The organism is Methylobacterium sp. Leaf100 (assembly GCF_001422845.1).
In the GTDB taxonomy this organism is placed as follows: domain Bacteria; phylum Pseudomonadota; class Alphaproteobacteria; order Rhizobiales; family Beijerinckiaceae; genus Methylobacterium.
The window spans coordinates 1-16,768 of sequence record NZ_LMMW01000003.1 but is presented as its reverse complement, the minus strand read 5'-3'; the positions used below and the strand labels follow the sequence as shown (position 1 = coordinate 16,768).

15 protein-coding genes are annotated in these 16,768 nt (G+C 65.5%); 12 read left to right on the top strand and 3 right to left on the bottom strand.

The genetic code is table 11. From position 1 onward, the window contains the following. Positions 1-338: 338 nt before the first annotated feature. From ASF25_RS22520 to ASF25_RS03740, 3 genes are all read left to right on the top strand, one after another. Positions 339-551, top strand: a complete 213-nt coding sequence (locus ASF25_RS22520; protein ID WP_156368852.1) for a hypothetical protein — start codon at positions 339-341, stop codon at positions 549-551. A 545-nt stretch (positions 552-1,096) separates the two neighbouring features. Continuing rightward, on the top strand, positions 1,097-2,050 hold the full coding sequence (locus ASF25_RS03745; protein WP_244472888.1) for a hypothetical protein: 954 nt from the start codon (positions 1,097-1,099) through the stop codon (positions 2,048-2,050). A gap of 53 nt (positions 2,051-2,103) precedes the next feature. After that, positions 2,104-3,291, top strand: coding sequence for a glycosyltransferase (locus tag ASF25_RS03740; protein WP_082502470.1), 1,188 nt, complete (start codon positions 2,104-2,106; stop codon positions 3,289-3,291). A 115-nt stretch (positions 3,292-3,406) separates the two neighbouring features. On the opposite strand, the gene ASF25_RS03735 is transcribed toward ASF25_RS03740, so the two are convergent. The 3 genes from ASF25_RS03735 to ASF25_RS03725 are packed head-to-tail and all read right to left on the bottom strand — an operon-like array spanning position 3,407 to position 6,866. Continuing rightward, positions 3,407-4,825 carry an O-antigen ligase gene (locus ASF25_RS03735; protein ID WP_244472887.1) on the bottom strand — a complete coding sequence of 473 codons (1,419 nt, stop codon included), beginning with the start codon at positions 4,823-4,825 and terminating at the stop codon, positions 3,407-3,409. Next, positions 4,822-5,778 carry a glycosyltransferase gene (locus ASF25_RS03730; RefSeq protein ID WP_244472886.1) on the bottom strand — a complete coding sequence of 319 codons (957 nt, stop codon included), beginning with the start codon at positions 5,776-5,778 and terminating at the stop codon, positions 4,822-4,824. Before ASF25_RS03730 ends, ASF25_RS03735 begins: the two co-directional genes overlap by 4 nt. Further along, positions 5,775-6,866: an endo-1,4-beta-xylanase gene (locus ASF25_RS03725; RefSeq protein WP_056303343.1), complete on the bottom strand. Its 1,092-nt coding sequence runs from the start codon at positions 6,864-6,866 to the stop codon at positions 5,775-5,777. The genes ASF25_RS03730 and ASF25_RS03725 overlap by 4 nt, the downstream gene beginning before the upstream one ends. A 204-nt stretch (positions 6,867-7,070) precedes the next feature. Here ASF25_RS03725 and ASF25_RS03720 point away from each other — a divergent pair, with 204 nt between their 5' ends. From ASF25_RS03720 to ASF25_RS23970, 9 genes are all read left to right on the top strand, one after another. Next, positions 7,071-8,432: an oligosaccharide flippase family protein gene (locus ASF25_RS03720; RefSeq protein WP_056174568.1), complete on the top strand. Its 1,362-nt coding sequence runs from the start codon at positions 7,071-7,073 to the stop codon at positions 8,430-8,432. 77 nt (positions 8,433-8,509) lie between these two features. Next, positions 8,510-9,466 (top strand): DUF6492 family protein, encoded by a 957-nt coding sequence (locus tag ASF25_RS03715; protein WP_056303341.1) that lies wholly within the window; start codon positions 8,510-8,512, stop codon positions 9,464-9,466. Between the two features lie 200 nt (positions 9,467-9,666). Further along, positions 9,667-9,816, top strand: coding sequence for a hypothetical protein (locus ASF25_RS23060; RefSeq protein WP_162238659.1), 150 nt, complete (start codon positions 9,667-9,669; stop codon positions 9,814-9,816). 4 nt (positions 9,817-9,820) lie between these two features. Next, complete coding sequence (locus ASF25_RS03710; protein WP_056303339.1) at positions 9,821-10,645, top strand: polysaccharide deacetylase family protein; 825 nt, start codon at positions 9,821-9,823, stop codon at positions 10,643-10,645. 188 nt (positions 10,646-10,833) lie between these two features. Next, on the top strand, positions 10,834-12,402 hold the full coding sequence (locus ASF25_RS03705; protein WP_056303337.1) for a GumC family protein: 1,569 nt from the start codon (positions 10,834-10,836) through the stop codon (positions 12,400-12,402). 83 nt (positions 12,403-12,485) lie between these two features. Beyond that, on the top strand, positions 12,486-13,313 hold the full coding sequence (locus ASF25_RS03700; protein ID WP_082502467.1) for a WecB/TagA/CpsF family glycosyltransferase: 828 nt from the start codon (positions 12,486-12,488) through the stop codon (positions 13,311-13,313). Positions 13,314-13,407: 94 nt separating this feature from the next. Continuing rightward, a complete protein-coding gene (locus tag ASF25_RS03695) occupies positions 13,408-14,277 on the top strand; it encodes a DUF4336 domain-containing protein (protein WP_348271322.1) in 870 nt (289 codons plus the stop codon). 893 nt (positions 14,278-15,170) lie between these two features. Beyond that, the gene (locus ASF25_RS21755) at positions 15,171-15,908 is read left to right on the top strand and encodes a tyrosine-type recombinase/integrase (RefSeq protein ID WP_210168819.1); all 738 of its coding nucleotides are present in this window, start codon (positions 15,171-15,173) and stop codon (positions 15,906-15,908) included. 269 nt (positions 15,909-16,177) lie between these two features. Beyond that, complete coding sequence (locus ASF25_RS23970) at positions 16,178-16,681, top strand: toll/interleukin-1 receptor domain-containing protein (protein WP_348271321.1); 504 nt, start codon at positions 16,178-16,180, stop codon at positions 16,679-16,681. The last annotated feature ends 87 nt before the right edge of the window (positions 16,682-16,768 follow it).

The window sequence follows — 16,768 nt, the reverse complement described above, 5'->3', positions numbered from 1 at the left end:
AGACCGTTGGGTTCGCTGGAACGCAAGCCGTCATGCAAATAGGCGTCTGACGCAAGGGTACGAATACGTTCGCTTTACAACGCCTATCGAACCTGATGGCACTGAGACACGATCGTGTCTGGCCCACCCTGCACGGTGTTTGTCCACTCAATGACTAATATTTGTTTTTTCTTTCAAGGCTGACGCCCGGAAGTATAGTCTTCACCGAAAGGCGTACGATGGCGCGCTGTGGGTATCCTGGCCTAAGTAGAAAATTCCTCTAAATGCGATATTGTTTTGAGCATAAAAATGTGAGCATTTCGACGCGACGAATATTTCCTGTGGCAGGTGCCGAAATAATGAACCAGGACAGCCGCGCTCATGCCTGGGGAATCAAAGCAAGTTTTTCGTTGGTTTGTCTTCTTATCGTTCTATCCGTTGCTTCGTTGGTCTCGGTTTTGATTTTTCTAGTCATCGAAGCCGCCGATCGTGTGATCGAAACGTATGTCCTGCCCATTCTCATCGAAGAAGATCAGGGATTTTTCGTCGACATGCACACCGATGCATCCTGACAGCTTTCCAGGCGTTCCACCGGATATTTGGAATTTGGCCTGGGTACTCGGTTGGGCACGCAAGGATATCCCGGTGACGATGAGGTAAACAGGTCTCGGCCAACGCCTCCCATGATCGCGCACGATCCCATCGTGGCCGGCGTTGCGCTGCGGACCCCGCCCATGCGGCATTCCCCCTGGTAGTTCGCTGCCCCCCTCAAGCCACCTCCGCGAAGGCTGCACCGTCGGACCGCTCGTGACGGTCCGACACGTCCGCGCGGTGTCCGAATTCAATGATCGCGGGTTTGAGCGCCGGGAGAGTTTGCCGCGATCGGCGATAGGGGCCGCCGCAAACCTTCGATAGGCAGGGTCTCCGTCCGATCGAACCGCTTCGCCAAGGGCCCGGACCGGTCCCGCGCTGCCTTCGGGTCCGGGGCGTCCCAGTTGGCTTGGCCGGGTGTGACGCCGCCATCGGCGCGACGCCCGCCCTAACCAAGTGTTAGCGACCGGTATTCTAAGGGAGGATCATCCAACGTGGCAGATCCTTTCAAAAAGGAAGCACGGCCATGACTTCGTCCTCCCCGGAATCGGAACCCGCGCCGGGTCCGGGCGCGGGTTCCGTACCGGTGGCGCCGCGTCCGGGAGCCCTGCGCTGCCGCCCCATCGAGGAAACCGATCTCGACACCGTGGTCGGTTTGCTCGCGGCCGGCTTTCCCGAACGGCCGCAGGCGTATTGGCGCGACGGCCTCGCCCGTCACGTCGCGCGGGGCGTGCCGGACGGGGTTCCGCGCTACGGGTATCTCCTCGATCACGACGGGGTGGCGGTCGGCGTGCTGCTGACGCTCTACACGCGCATCGCCGATGCCACCGGCTCCCACCTGCGCTGCAACCTGTCGAGCTGGTACGTCGATCCGAAGTTCCGCGCGGCGGCGACGCTCCTCGACGGGCGGGCGATGCAGGACAAGTCCGTGACCTATCTCAACATCTCCGCGTCCGTGCACACGCGTGCGATCCACGAGGCGCGCGGCTTCCGGGCCTTCGTGCGCGGGCAGCTGCTGGCGGTGCCCAGCCTGAGCCGCCCGCAGCGGGGGCAACGGGTGGAGCTCTTCTCCGAGGGCCATGCGGGAATCCTGTCGCCCCGGGAGCGCGGACTCGCACTGGACCATGCCGGCTACGGCTCCCTCGTCCTCGTGTGCCGCGACGCCACGACGGCGCGGGCCGTCGTCCTGCAGCCGCATCGAATCAAGGCCGTGCCACGCTGGTCCGCGAGCCCGACCCTGGCGTGTTATCAGATCGTCTTTGCGCCCGAGCCGGATACGCTGGCGGCATGGCTCGGCGCGATCGGGCGGTATCTGTTGCTTCGGCACGGCGTCCTGTTCGTGATGCTCGACGCCAACGGGCCGCTGCCGGGCGTGGTCGGCCGCTACCTTCACGGGCGCGAACCCCGCTACGCCCGCGGGCCGCACCCCGTTCCGATCGGCGACCTGAGCTACACCGAGCGCGTGCTGTTCGGCGCGTGAATGCGGCCTCCGCCCCATCGGGCACGGTTCCAACCCCCAACCGCGAGCGATCCGTGACCCTGCCTCCGTCGCCCGCCGGTGCCTTCGCGGCGTCGTCCGAGCCTGTGCCCCATCGGTCGGCCACACCGGTCGCGAGCCTGCACCTGCTCGGAGCGGGACACCCGCCCTGCGGCATCGGTGATTTCAGCCAGCTTCTCCTCGACACGCTGCGGGCGGCCGAGCCCGGCGTGCACAACGCTCTGACCATCGAGCCCCGCCAGTTCCGGCTCGCCGAAACCTGGGCCGCCATCGGCCGCGCGGATGCGGTGGTGGCGAATTTCCCCGTCGTCGCCTGGAAGCGGGCCTTGTTCGGGCCCCTTGCGGTCTACGCCCTGGCCAAGCTGCGCCGGCGCGCCTGCCTCACGATCCTGCACGAATGGGCCGGACTGCACCGGCTGCGCCGCCTGGTGCTCCGGCCGCTGCTGCTCCTGTCCGACACGATCTTCCTCGTCTCGCCGCAAGTGCGCGAGGAGCTCGCCGCCGATCCCCTCGTGGGGTTCCTGGCGCGGCGCGCCGCCCTGATGCCGGTGCCGCCGAACCTGAGCCGCCCGGCCGGCATCGCCGACAGCCCCCTGCGCCAGCGCCTCCTCGCCGCCCGGCGGGCGGGCCGCGTCGTCCTCGGCCATTTCGGGTCGATCTACCCGGGCAAGCAGCCAGAGGCGGTGCTCGACATCGCGGCGGCCCTCGCGGCGCGGGGCGAAGACCCCCTCCTCGTGTTCATCGGATCCTTCATCAAGGCCTCGGACGGCATCGAGGGCGTCTTCGATGCCAAGGTCGCCGCACTCGGGCTGGAGGACGCGGTCGTCGTCTCGGGCTACGTCGCCTCGGCGGAGGAACTGTTCGGCCTGTTCGAGACCGTCGACGCCTTCGCGTACGTCCTGCCCGAGGGGCTGACGGCGCGGCGCGCCAGCGTGCTCGCCTGCGTCCAGGCCGGCCGGCCCGTGGTCGTCACGGCACCGATGCGCGCCGACGAGTTCGATCATCATCCCCGCTACCGTGAACTCCTCGCGGCGGGCGCGATCCTGCCTGTCCCGCGCGGGGCGCCGGCGGAGGCCTACGCGGAGGCGGTGCTCGGGGCGCGCGCCCGTCCGACCCGATTGCCGGAGATCGACCGCGCCGCCTGGTTCCGGGACGCGGCGGACGGCCTGCGGGCGCGGATGCCGGACCGTGGCCGCCGGCGGCGCGGCGCGTCTGAGACCTGACGCTCAGGGCCCTACGACGAGCCCGGCCGCGAAGACGCCTGGCTTAGTATCGTGTTGGAATCTTGGGATCGCGGGATCCTGATATCCAAGGACCCGGCTGGCGCCGGCTCCGCGTTCACCGGCGCGTTCGGAAGCGGGCCAGATAGTGAAGCCCGAACACCGCGAACAGGAACATGAGCCAGATCGGGTCGCCACGATCGAAGAAGAAGCTCTCCATGGTCGAGAGCAGCAGCCCGAACAACCAGATCTGCAGGAACATCGTGGCGAACGGCCCGGCATTTCCGGTTTCCGTCTGCAGCCGGTGATAGTTGCGCAGCGGGCCGATCACGAAGACCAGCACTAGAAGCACGAGGCCGATGGCGCCGAGGGTCAGGGTGGTGTCGAGGTAGCCGTTGTGGCTGTGGCTGGCGTACCCGGCCCAGGTGGCGCCGTCGTCCGAGAGGTCGCGCAGGGTCTGGGTGCCCCAGAATGCCGCGAAGCCGTGGCCGGCGATGGGGCGCGCAGCGATACTCTCGATAACGAACCGCCAGATGTCCGTCCGGCCCGTGAAGGTCGCGTCGATGGGCAATGCGCCAACGATCGACGCGATGGCATCGCTCATCACCGTCCCGACGGTGAACAGGTTCATCAGCACGATCGGTCCGACCGTGATCAGCAGGCGCCCGCGAAAGCTCCGAATCGCCGCGAAGGCCCCGGTCAGCACGAACACCAGGAGGCTGAGCGCGAAGGCGCTCTTGCCCTCCGAGCCCACCAGGAACACGCAGGCAAGGCCGAGGATCGCGAAACCGGAGACGCGCCCTCCGGTCCGCATCACCGCGAGGCCGACGAACAGCAACATCGCCATCACGGCGGCCGCGGCGTTCTTGTGGCCGAAGGCGCCGCGCCAGTTGCCGACCAGGGCGGGTTCCATGAGGTCGCGCGGCTGGTGGATCGCGAGATCGGGGGCGACCACCAATCCGACGTAGCAGACCGTGAGGAGGCCGAGGGTCGCGACGGCCAGGAGCGTGCGGAACTCCGCCCGGGTCTGCGCCAGGAGCGGAAGGCTCGCGGTCAGCAGCATCACCGCCGCGGTCAGCGCCAGTCGTTTCATCGAGGTGGTGGGATCCTGGGACAGGATCACGCTCAGGGCCAGCCAACCGACGAGGGCGACGTGCGTCGGCAGGACCAGCGAGGCCAGTGCCCGGCCGTGGTCGCGTACCACGAGCAGGAAGCCCGCGAGGGCCAGGAGGCCGTAGGTGGCGTAGGTGACGGTCTCCTGCCCGGTCACGAGGTCCGCCGCGTCGAGGCGCGACAGGTCCGCGAACGGCTTCAGCGTGATCCAGGCGAGCAGGAGCGTCGCCAGGAACACCGTTTGGCGGAGCAGGCGCGGCACGGAGAGATTCGCGATGCGCTCTTGCAGGTGCTTGGCCATGTCGGACGCCGACACCGCCGCCTCGCCGGGCACGGCCGCATCGGCCCGGGCGTGGTGAGCGTCGCTCCCGCGGCGCCCCTCGGACGCGTCACGCTGGCCGAATGCGGGCCGCGTAATGTTCATTTGGGCGTGGCCGCGCGATAGGGCTGAGGCTCGATGCCGATGCTGGCGAGGCATCGCCCCACCGCAACGGCAATGGGATGAAGTGCGAAGGTCAGCTGGCGGGTCTTGGCGAGGATGCGAAGGCTACGCCCCACCGAAAGGCTCAGGATCACCGCGGATTTCATCGCGATGACGACCCCTCCGATCCCGCCCAGCCTGTGCTTGCGGTCGATCCTGTAGTTGATCGCACCGATTCGGAGGCCCCGCGCCGCGAGCCATCGCAAGGTCGTACGGGCGACGGGGACGGTCTCGCTGATCACGGCCTCCTGCTCCCATTGGAATTGGATACCGGCTCGCCGGGCCCGCATGAAGAAGTCGGTGTCGCCGCCACCGAGGAAATTGTAGGCGACGTCGAAGGCCGGCAGCCCGAGCCGCACGAAAGTCGAGCGGGCGATCAGGCAGTTGCCGCTGCCGTAGATCACAGGGACCGGGCCGCTGGTGTCGAAGGCCGGGCGAAAGGCTGGATGGCGCGCGAGGGCGGGCGGGCCGCCCTGCGCGATCTGCGGCATGACCGGACCGCCGACGACGCCCGCGCCGGTGCGCTCGGCGGTCGCCACCATGGCTTCGAGCCAGGTCGGCTCGGCCCATTCGTCGTCGTCGATCATCAGAAAGAACCGGGCCGTCGGGTAGGCCCCGAGGGCGGTGCCGAAGGCCGCGTTGATCGCGTGGCAATTGCCTTGCGCGTGTTCGACCAGAGCGAGCCCGCGCAGGCGGCCGGACGCGAAGTACGCCTCCGCCACGTCAGCCCCCTGCCGCGCCCCGGCGTCGTTCTCGACGACGACGACGGCGAAGGGGCGATGGGTGGTCTGCGCGACCAGGGAATCGAGGGTCCGTGCGAGCCAGTCCGGGCGACGGAAGGTCGGAACGCACACGACGATGTCGATGGCGGCATCCACGGAGCGGTTCGGGCTCACGCGGCACTCCGGGTGAAGTCTTCGAGGACGGCCATCAAGGGCTTCGGCCGCATGCTCGCGTCGAGGGGGAGCGGCCGGTTCGGCAATCCGTCGGACCGGGTGAAGTAGGTCGGCACCCAGGTGTAGCGGTCGCTGATGCCCCAGGTGAGGATCGCGCTCGGCGGCACGACCTCGTGCACCGCGGCGAGGAACGTCCGGGCCGTCTCGGCCACGCGCCGGTCGCGGGTTTCCACGTCGCCGGGAAGGCTGGCGTCGATCACGTCGAGCTCCGTCACGAGAACATCGAGGTTCATGGCACGGATCTCACGAAGAAAAGCTTGCAGTCCGTCCCGGTCGATCCGGCGATCGGCGAAGAGGTGCGCCTGGAGACCGATGGCGTGGAGCGGCACGCCGGACTCGACCAGGCGGCGCGCGATTCGCAGCAGGGCGGCGCGCCGGCTCTCGAAGCGCGCCCCGACGTATTCAAGATCGTACTCGTTGAGGACGAGGCGGGCGGCCGGATCGGCCGCGGCGGCGGCGCGGAACGCGATGGGGATGTAATCCGCCCCCAAAGTGTTGCTCCAGACGAAGGGGCGCAGGTCGCCGGCCGCGGCGGGGTCGTCCGGAACCGCCTCGTTCACCACGTCCCAGGAGGTGATCAGTCCGGCGTAGCGCGAGACCACCCGCTCGATGTGCTGCGTCAGCACCCGCTCGGCTTCGGCCCGGGAGGTGATCGCGTCGGTCCACGCCGGCATGGCGCCGTACCAGGCGAGGGTGTGTCCGCGCAGTCCGATGCCGAGGCGGCTCGCGAACGCCGCGATGCGGTCGGCATCGGCGAAGTCGAAGGTCTCGCGGTTCGGTCGGATCACCGGCCATTTCAAGCTGCCTTCCGGCACGATCAGGCGGCACCGCTCGGCGAGGGCCTGGGCATAGGCCGGGTCGTTCGCCAGCGCATCGCCCCGTACGGCGGCCCCGTAGGTGGCGCGCACCGATTCGATGCGGGCTGGCCCCCCCGGGGCCGCGCGGGCCGACGGATCGCGGGCGAGCAGGCCCGATCCGGCCAATGCGCCAGCGATCATCGTCCGCCGTGTGGGACGGAACTGTGTCATCGTGAAACCTCGGTGGCTTCCAAGCCCACGGAGCTGCAAGTTCGGGTCCGAGACGTCGTGCCGGGGAATTCAGGCGGGGGAAATCAGGCGGGGGAAATCAGGCGGGGAATGTCGAGCCGGGGCGGCCACCCCTCCCCGCGGTACCCGGCACGCGCTCGATCGGAGCAGAGATATCCTGGCACGGCGCCTGCGGACATCCGGCCCATGACCGCCACCCTGTCTCACAATCCGACACTGGCCGGGCCCGCCGTACCGCCTGGCCGTCCCATCCCGGGACAAAATCCCATTCCGGGGCAGGGTCCCGGATCTGGACGTCGCGCACTGTCCCGGTTCGCGACGCACCGGGGTGCCGTTCTCGGCTACTTCCAGCTGCTGGCGGGATCCGGCGGCCGCCTCGTCCTGCAGGTGCTGTACTTCTTCCTGCTCGCCAACACCCTCAGTCTCGCCGACATGGGGGTGTTTGCCACCGTCTCGGCGGCGGGCGTTCTGATTGGATGCCTCGCCGGCTTCGGTTTCCAATCCGCGGTGATGCGCGCGGCGGCCCGCCGGCGTTCGTCCCTCGGCGGCTATCTCGCCGCCTATTACGCCTGCTCCGCCCTCGCCCTGCCGATCATGCTGGCGCTGGCGGGCCTGCTCTACCTCGTGCTCTTCCGCGAGGTGATCGCGCTGCCGGGCTATCTCGCGATCATCGTGGTCGAGATCGCCCTGTGGCGCGAGATCGAGCTCCTCGTCCAGGTCAACAGCGGTCTGGGCCGATTCGGGGCCGCCTCGACCCTGGTGTCCCTGCCGGTCGGCTTTCGCGCCGCCGCGGCGGTGGCGTTCTGGGCCATGGGCGGCGGCGATGCCGAGAGGTGGAGCCTGTACTATCTCGTCGGCAACCTCGTCGCCGTCGTCGTGCTGGTGGTGGTTTTCCATCCGCGCGTCCGGATGCGCCTGCGGCCCAAGCTGGTGCGGGGCAAGCTCCGCGACGGGCTGTACTATACCCTGTCGCACTTCCTGTTCCTCTCCCAGGGCGAGATCGACAAGATCATCATCCTGTCCCTGGCGGGCGAGCGCATGGCCGGCATCTACGCCATCACCATCCGGCTCATCGATCTCACCGCGGTGCCGCTGCGTCCGATGTACATGATGTACTCGCGCAAGCTCATTCAGGCCGGTCGGGTCACCAAGGCCCTGCTGCGGGAGAGCATGCGGATCGAGGTGGTGATCGCCGGCATTTCCACCGGCGGCCTCCTCGCCCTCATCGCCCTATTGTCGATCTGGCCGAACATTCTCGGGACCAACGTCTCGGCCGCCTACGGAATGCTCACGGTCGTCCTCGTGGTACCGGCGGTGCGCAACCTTCTTGAGTTCCACAGCGAACTGCTGTTCGGCTTCGGCAATCTCGGCCTGCGCGCGGCCATCACCGGCACCCTCGTGCTGATCAAGGCCCTCTCTGTTGCGGCCCTCATCACCCTGTTCCCGGCCCCCGAATCCTGGACCCTGGGGCTGAATGCGGCCTCCGCGCTGATTTACGGGCTCTCGTTCCTCGCCGTGTACGGCTTGTTGACTCGGAACGCCGCATGATGATCGCGAGCAGGAGGCCCCCGGTCTCCGAGACGGGGCCAGCCCGAGGTTGCAGGGCGGGTTCGACGGAGGCACATATGCGCGACCAAGGCGAAGTCGCCATTCCCGGACGGCCCGAATCGGTCGGCTTGATCACCATCAGCCACCGCGGGGATCTCGATCGCTGCACCGTGCTCTTCGACAGCATCGACCGTCATATGCCGAGACGCGGCCGGCACTACGTCATCGTCGATGACGAGGACCTGCAGCTCTTCGCGCCCTGTGCCCGCGCCGATCGGCAGATCCTGCCCAAATCGCAGTTCATGCCCTCCTGGCTGCGGCCGATCTTCGGCCTGCGCTGGCGCGGGCGCCGCTACTGGTGGTCCCTCCACGGTCGGCCGGTCAGTGGCTGGCACGTCCAACAATTCGTGAAGATCGAGGCCGCACGCTCGCTCCCTGAGGCACGCTTCTGCATCATCGATTCCGATGTCTGCTTCTTCAAGGATTTCGACCTCGGCCGGATCGCGCATCCGAACCCGACGCCGTTCCATGTCCATGCAGGCGGAGTTACGGAGAATCGGCCGCGGCACAAGCTGTGGGTCGCCACCGCCGCCCGCCTCCTGGCGACGCCGGTGCCCGCCTTGCCCGCCGACGACTACATCGATCAGATCATCGTCTGGGATCAGGCCACCGTTCGGGACATGACCGCCCGGATCGAGACGGTGTCGCGCCGCGATTGGGTGGCGGCCATGTGCCGGGACCGGGATTTCTCGGAGTACATGATCTACGGCGCCTTCGTCGCGGCGTCGGCCATCGCCGGATCGCGCCACGCGGTCACGCACGAGAGTTTCACGCGGACCCACTGGGAAGCCGATGAACTGAGCCTTCCCGACATCCTCGCAATGCTGCGGACTTCGACCCCGCGCGAGCGGGCGTTCTGTATACAGTCGTTCGGCTCGACACCGGTTGCGACGATTCGAGCGGCACTGAGTACGTTCTATGCCGAGGCGACGGAAAAACAGAACGATATTAAGCATAACAGCGTAGAAGTGTGAGTAAAATATCCCTGAATCAGTCACAGAGAAAAGAGAGTTGTAAAACTATCCCACGAGTCGTGCATAATCCCGTTGGGCACCTTTAGGGTATGACTACCCCATTGGAAAGAATGACGGTGGGGCATCTGTCCGGAAGGGGACGCGGCGGCCCTGGAGTCGTCCCATTCCAGGGCAGGCTTTGTACGACGACGGAGGGGACGGTGAATCAAATCATGGCGGCGGCAGGCGAAGCACGACTTGCCGCCTGTGACCTCTCCTTCGATACCGAAATCCTGAATCCGACGAATGCGCGATACGGCGATGACGATTTCGTCCTGCGCAGGCAGGGCGGTCCGCATGCGGCGGTCTAGCGCCATGCTTTCGGTTCTGCCCGATGGGACCGTCGAACCCGTCGCCAGCGTGCGCACGCGTCTGCAGCAGCGCCTCGCACGGCATCTGCGGACGGCCCCGGCCCTGGTCGCCCCAGATACACCGCTGGTGAGCTTCACCTTCGACGACGCCCCGACCTGCGCCTGCACCACCGGGGCGGCGATGCTCGACGACCATGGCGCCAAGGGCACCTACTACATCTCGGGCGGGCTGATCGGCCAGCGCGACCGGTACTGGACCGTGGCGGACGACGCCGAGATCGCGGCTTTGCACACGAACGGCCATGAGATCGGCAGCCACACCTACGGTCACGCCTTCGTGCCGGGCCTGGACCGAGCCGCGCTCGTCGCCGAATCCCGCCGCAACCGCGATCGGCTGCGGGCCACCGTGCCGGGCCTGCCCCTGGAGAGCTTCGCGTTCCCCTACGGATTCGGATCGGTGACGGCCAAGCGTACCCTGGCGGGCCTCTACCGCTCGAGCCGGGGCATCGTGCCGGGCCTCAACGTCGGTCGCACGGACCTGCAGTTCCTGCGCGCGAACCCGCTCATGGAGGTCTGGACCGATCCGGCGCGGATCGCCGGGTTGATGGATGCGGCTCTGGCCCGCCGTGCCTGGCTGATCTTCTACGGACACGACGTCGTCGACCGTCCCAGTCCCTACGGATGCACGCCGGGCCTCCTCTCGGCGGCCCTGCGCCTCGCCGCGGCTCGCGGCATCCCCTGCGTCACCGTCGCGGAGGGCTTGCGCCGCGCCCTCCCCGCCCCTTCGCCCGCCGACCGATCCCCGCGCCCCACGCACCCGACCCGTTAACCGGGCCGAGGTACGATGGTCGGGCCGGCCGCCCTCCTTTCCATCCGATGGTGCGCCGGTTGCGACCTCTTCGGTGAGACATCCCCCGAGAACGGCTTCCGTCCCGGAATGGGTCGGATCGGTCCGGGAATGACACCGGCAATCCGGTGCGGGACATGTTCCGCGGCCGGTCTCGACGGAGCCCTTCGATGCTGGTCTACGACGAAGATCATCCGAGCGACCGCCGGCCTGCGCTGCGAAGCCAAGCCGGCAACGCAGGTGGCCGTCCGTTGTCCGTCCGTCACGTCTACGCCCTGCTGCGCCGGAGGGCGTTGGCGATCGCCGGCTGCGCTCTGGTCTGCGCCCTGCTCGCCTTCGCGGTCGGCAAGGCGGCGACGCCCCGCTTCACCGCGGTGGCGCAGATCTACATCGACCCGCGCGAACTGCGCCTCTTGGACAAGGAATTGACGACGGTCGGGCAGGATTCCGCCGGGCTCCTCACCATCGTCGAGAGCCAGGCACAGGTGATCACGTCGAGCAGCGTGCTCGGCCGTGTCGTCGAGAAGCTCGATCTCGACAACGATCCCGAATTCGGTGGGACCAGCAAGGCACCCGGCTTGTTCGGATCTCTGATCGAGGGCCTCGGGCTGTCTTCCCCGCTCCCTCCGGAAGCGGAGACCGGGGCCACGCCCGCCCTCGCTGCCCTGACGAAGCGCATCGCCGTGCGTCGCACCGGCAAGACCTTCATCGTCGACGTCGAGGCCACGTCGCGCGAGGCCGCCAAGGCGGCCCTGATCGCGAACGCCGTGGTCGAGTCCTACTTGGCCGTAGGCGCCGCGAACCGGGCCGAGGCGGCCAACCGCGCCACCGCCGGCCTCTCGGCCCGGCTCGTGGAGCTGCGCGAGGACGTCAACCGGGCCGAGAGCCGGGTCCAGGCCTACAAGGCCGAGAACGGCCTGATCGGCACCCGCGACGTGCTGGTGACCGACCAGCAGCTGACGCAGCTCAACGCCCAGCTCGCCGGAGCCCGCGTGCGCGCCGCCGACGCCCAGGCCCGCGTCGACGGGGTCCAGCGCATGAAGGAAGCCCGCATCGACGCTGGCGCGACGGAAGCCGCCCTCGCCTCCCCGGCCATCGCCGCCCTGCGTGCCCAGTATGCCGAACTCTCGCGCAAGCAGGCCGAACTCGCCAACGACCTCGGGCCCCGTCACCCCCAGGTCACCTCCATCGCCTCGCAGATCCGGCTGTCGCGCCAGCTCATCGAACAGGAGATCACGCGATACGGACAGGCCGCCCGCACCGATCTCGCCCGCGCCCTCGCGACGGTGACCGCCTTGGAGAGGAGCTTCGATGCGGCCAAGGGCAACACCGTGGGCCTCGCCCAGGCATCGATCCGGCTGCGCGAACTCGACCGCGAGGTCGAAGCCAGCCGCGCGGTCTACGAGGCATTCCTGCTGCGCGCGCGGGAAATCGGCCAGCAGGCCCGCCTCGATGTCGGCAATGCCCGCGTGATCACGCAGGCCGTCAAGCCGATCTACCGAAGCTATCCGCCGCCGGCCATCACCCTCGCGCTGTTCGGGCTCGTCGCGGGGCTTCTCGTCGGCGTCGCCCTCACCCTCGGGGGAGATTGGCTGAAGGGCGAGATGCGCCCGCCCGCCGAGGCCGAACCGGGTACCCTCGACGCGATCACGGTCGCGCGGCAGCGTCCGCCGACGGCGCGGGCGATCACCGACACCGGTACGAAGCGGCTGTCCGCCGCGGTCGGAGGTCACCCGTGAGAACCGATCCCGTGGCACAGTACGCAACCGGCCCGGCCCCCGGTTTGTCCGACGACCCATCACCGGATCTGGCGACGGATCCCATGAAAGTGGTGCAGACGACCCCCCTGGGCGGCATGCCGATCGCCGTCCTCAGCATGGCGGAAACGGCCGAGCTGATGCTCACCGCCGCCGAGGGACGCCCGCGCCCGAACCTTCCGCTTTTTCTGACCTCGGCCAACGGCGAGGTCCTGTCGCGCTTCGCCCGGGATCGCGACTTCGCCCGCATCATGGCGCAGGCCGATCTCATCAATGCCGACGGCCAGCCCATGGTGGTGGCGTCCCGCTTCATCGGGACGCATGCCCTCCCGGAGCGGGTGGCGACGACGGATCTCTTCCACAGCGTCGCCGTGGGCGCGATCCGCCGGAACCTGACCTTCTACCTGTTCGGATCGAGCGAGGCTGAGAACCAACGCGCCGTCGAGAACGTCCGGCGTCGCCATCCCGGCATCCGCATCGTCGGACATTCGCACGGGTATCTCCATGGCGAAGCGCTCCGCGACAAGGTCCGCGAGATCGACGCCCTCAGGCCGGACATCCTCTGGCTCGCCCTCGGGGTGCCGCGCGAGCAGCTTTTCGTCTACGAGTTCAGCCCGCTGCTCATCCATGTCGGGATGATCAAGACCTCCGGGGGGCTGTTCAACTTCCTGTCGGGGAGCCGCACGCGCGCGCCACACTGGATGCAGCGCTGGAGCTTGGAATGGCTCTGGCGAATCAAGGAGGAGCCGTCGCGGCTTTTCTGGCGCTACGTCACCACGAACCCGCACGCGATCTTCCTGATGATCGCGCACAGCCGGCCGTTCCTGCGGGCGCGCACGGGCCTGTATCGCGCCGTGATCGCCCGCATACCGAGCCTCGGGCGCGTTCCCTGACCGGGTTTCGTTGCCGGGTTTCGCCGCTTGGCGGAGCCATCGGCGCGAGCCCACGTTTCTTCAAGACCGGGAACGTCGACGGGAGTCTTGACGCGTGGCGCACGAAATCAGCTATCCGCCGCTGAACACGCCCAAACAGGTCGCCGAAGGCGTCTGGATCGTCGACGCGCCGCCCGTCCATCCGGGGGGCATGCCGCTGCCGATCCGCATGACGGTGCTGCGCCTCGCAGGCGGTGAGCTGCTGCTGCATTCGCCGGTTCCCCACGATCCGCTCCTCCAGCGCGCCTTGGAACGGCTCGGGCGCATCGGACATCTCGTCGCCCCGAGCGTCGGCCACTGGATGTTCCTTCAAAACTGGCAGGCGGCGTGCCCCAACGCCGTCACCTGGGCAGTGCCCGGCCTCCGGGACCGGGGCCAGGTTCGCCGCTCCGGCGTCCGGATCGATGCCGATCTGTCGAACATCCCACCCCGCGTCTGGGCGGGCGAAATCGACCAGGTCCTGGTCGCCGGGCCGGTGTTCCGGGAGATCTGCTTGTTCCACCGTCCGAGCCGGACGCTGCTTCTGACCGACCTCGTGATCAACCTGGAGGCCGATCTACTCCCGATCCCGGTGCGCCCCCTCGCCCATGCCCTGGGGATCGTGGCGCCGGATGGCCGGGCGCCGCTCTACCTCAGGCTGCTTCTCGGCGCGAACCGCCGCGCGGTGGCGCGGGCCGCCCAGCGGCTCGTGGCCTTCGAACCGGACCGGGTGATCTTCGCGCACGGGCAGTGGTTCCGCCACGACGCGGCAGGGGATTTGCGGCGTTCACTGCGATGGGCCCTCGGACAAGCGAGCGGCCCGGCGCGGACTTCCGGCTCCCCCGCAGCGCACAGCCCCGCACCGAGGATCTCCACGGTCCTGGCGAGCGTCGCCGTCGTCGGGATGATCGCCGCGCTGGTCTATGCGGACCGCAGGCGTCGCTGAGGTGGTCGACCGCCCCGACGACGCCCGTTCGTCCACCCGACACCCCGCGCATGTTCCCGACGCGCGATGCGTGGAATGTCGTCGCGCCGCCCGTACAACGAACACGGATCGACTTCGAGTCTCGACGCTCGTACGACCCTGAGGTCTCCGTCTAAACAAGGATCGTCGGACGTCATCGTCCCGCGACCTGCGTCAGCCTGGCTTCCCAGAGTGGCTGTCACGATGTCTACGAAATGGTGCGGACGGCGGGAATCTGCACCACACGTAAGACACATCCCTAACTGATTGATATCTTTGATATGGACTGTCGCTATAACTGCCGCTAATCGAATGTCGCTATCCGATGTCGCTATAGGACCGACATGTCTCGCAAGGGCGATTACCTGTTTAAGCGGAAGGGCTCAGCGAACTGGTGGCTGAGGTTGCAGAATACGAGTGTTAACGGCGTATTCCATAAGAAATATGAGTGTTCACTCAAGACGCCGGATCGCGATCTTGCTCTTATCCGAGCGAATGAAAGAATACTCGAGCATTGAAGGCTTCGGTTCTGGAATAAGCAGAACGCTTTGAAAAGCAACTATACTCTCCAAAAAGAATTCGAAGCCGGTAAGTTGCACGGTCTCGATGATGGGACAAGCGTATATGCATCCGAAACTGAGCTAATATTCCTTGACTCGTCCGGTAGAATGACGGAGCAAAGACCGAATAGAAACATTGTAATGCATGAACCTATAATTCGATCTGAGGACGACATAAAGATACTTGATAGTTATCTTACGGTCTCCCGGCCTGCTCGCAATGGGTTCTCCATCTTGAAGACATGGTTCGACCATCGAAGCATAACAAAGTACGTCAGAAGTGATGCTGAGCAGGCATGGAGTTTATTGGTACGGTTGACACAAGACAAGCCTTACGAAAAGCTCACTCGAGCCGATGGACGGCTGCTCGCTCAGGAGTTAATCGCTCAAGGTTTGACTAGCAAGACTGCTAAGAAGAAGATTGGCCACCTGAGGGCTGCTTTTAATATAGCTAAACAAGAAGGTAAGATAGCAATCAATCCTTTTGAGGATGTTGTTCCATCAATTGATGATAGTCTTCGTCGGGTTCCACTCGATGATAGCGATATGAATTGTGTTCGTGCATCATTTGATTTGCTTAGGGTGTCCGATCAGCATCTGTGGGTTTGGCTAGCTACTACTGGTATGAGATTGGACGAGCCTTTCCATATTACAAATGATAAGATTGAAAATGGTATTCGATATGTAATAGTAGGAAAGAAAACACAAAGTAGCTTAAGGCGTGTTCCCATACCCGAGTCTGTCCTTTCATTCGCTCAAAGTTCGATAACCAAGCCTTTATTTGAAGGTAATGCGGAAACTGCCGGAAAGAGGATACGGTATTTTCTAAGGAAGTTAGGTATTAGTTACGATCGTTCTAAAGGAACAGGTGATCCATCCAAGGTTATCCATTCATTGCGACACAGGGCGAAAGACAAACTCAGAGCTGCCGGATGTCCTTTGGAGGTACAATACGAGTTGCTTGGTCACGAAGAGGTTACAGTTGCAAGTGGCTACGGCAGGGGGCATCAAATGAACGTATTAAAACGGTGGGTTGATGAGATCGGCTATTGATCTCATTACTTTTATATTAGTATTATAATATAGATTTATATTGGTATTACTGATCTAATTGGAGTATCTTTTGTTTGCGGCCGACGCTAGATAATTATGCTTATGTGGAAACTAGCAGTTTAAGCAATTCCGGGACGGGTTTTCGATCATCATCAACATTTGGTTGTGTATGAAGCCTCCCGATAGTTTGTTAGGAAGAATAAGTTATCCACAGAAAATGAAGCCAGATAAGTGATGCCTCTTCCCGTAAGAAGGTAACACAACCAATAATGGCGTCATGGCTAGATGCACAGCACCAAAAGAGGGTCATCGCTCCGCATCTGCGGCGGCAGCGTGCCCTGCATGTCGTGGACGCGGTCGCTTTGGCCGCTCAAGTAGCAGCTACGGGTCGTATTCGCCGCCGTCCTACTCTCCATCCTATGCACCGTCGGGAATCAGCGGGGGGGGCGCGTAGTGGTGGCGGATCCAGCAGTACAAGGCCACGGTGGTCGCGATTCGGCTCCACCGTCACTTACACCCCTGTCCAGATGCAGGCGCTTTCACCGATCCGCGATAGCGTGGAAAAACAAGCAGCTCTCGATCTCCGCGACGTCTTTCTTTGTCACGCGTGGGATGACCGGAACGGTCCGGCTAAAGAACTGCATGATTTACTTGAGGCACGGGGGGTTAAAGTTTGGTTCAGCGAAAAGGATATAAGTCTTGGCGTGCCATTGATGCGCGCTATCGATAGGGGCTTGGCGAACTCGCGCATCGGCCTAGTGCTAGTGCACTGACTCAGACAGATGGTTCAGGGGCTCGGTTGAGGGCGTCGAAGATAGCGGCGGCGGGTTTGGTCCAGACGAAGGGTTTTGGCTTTCGGT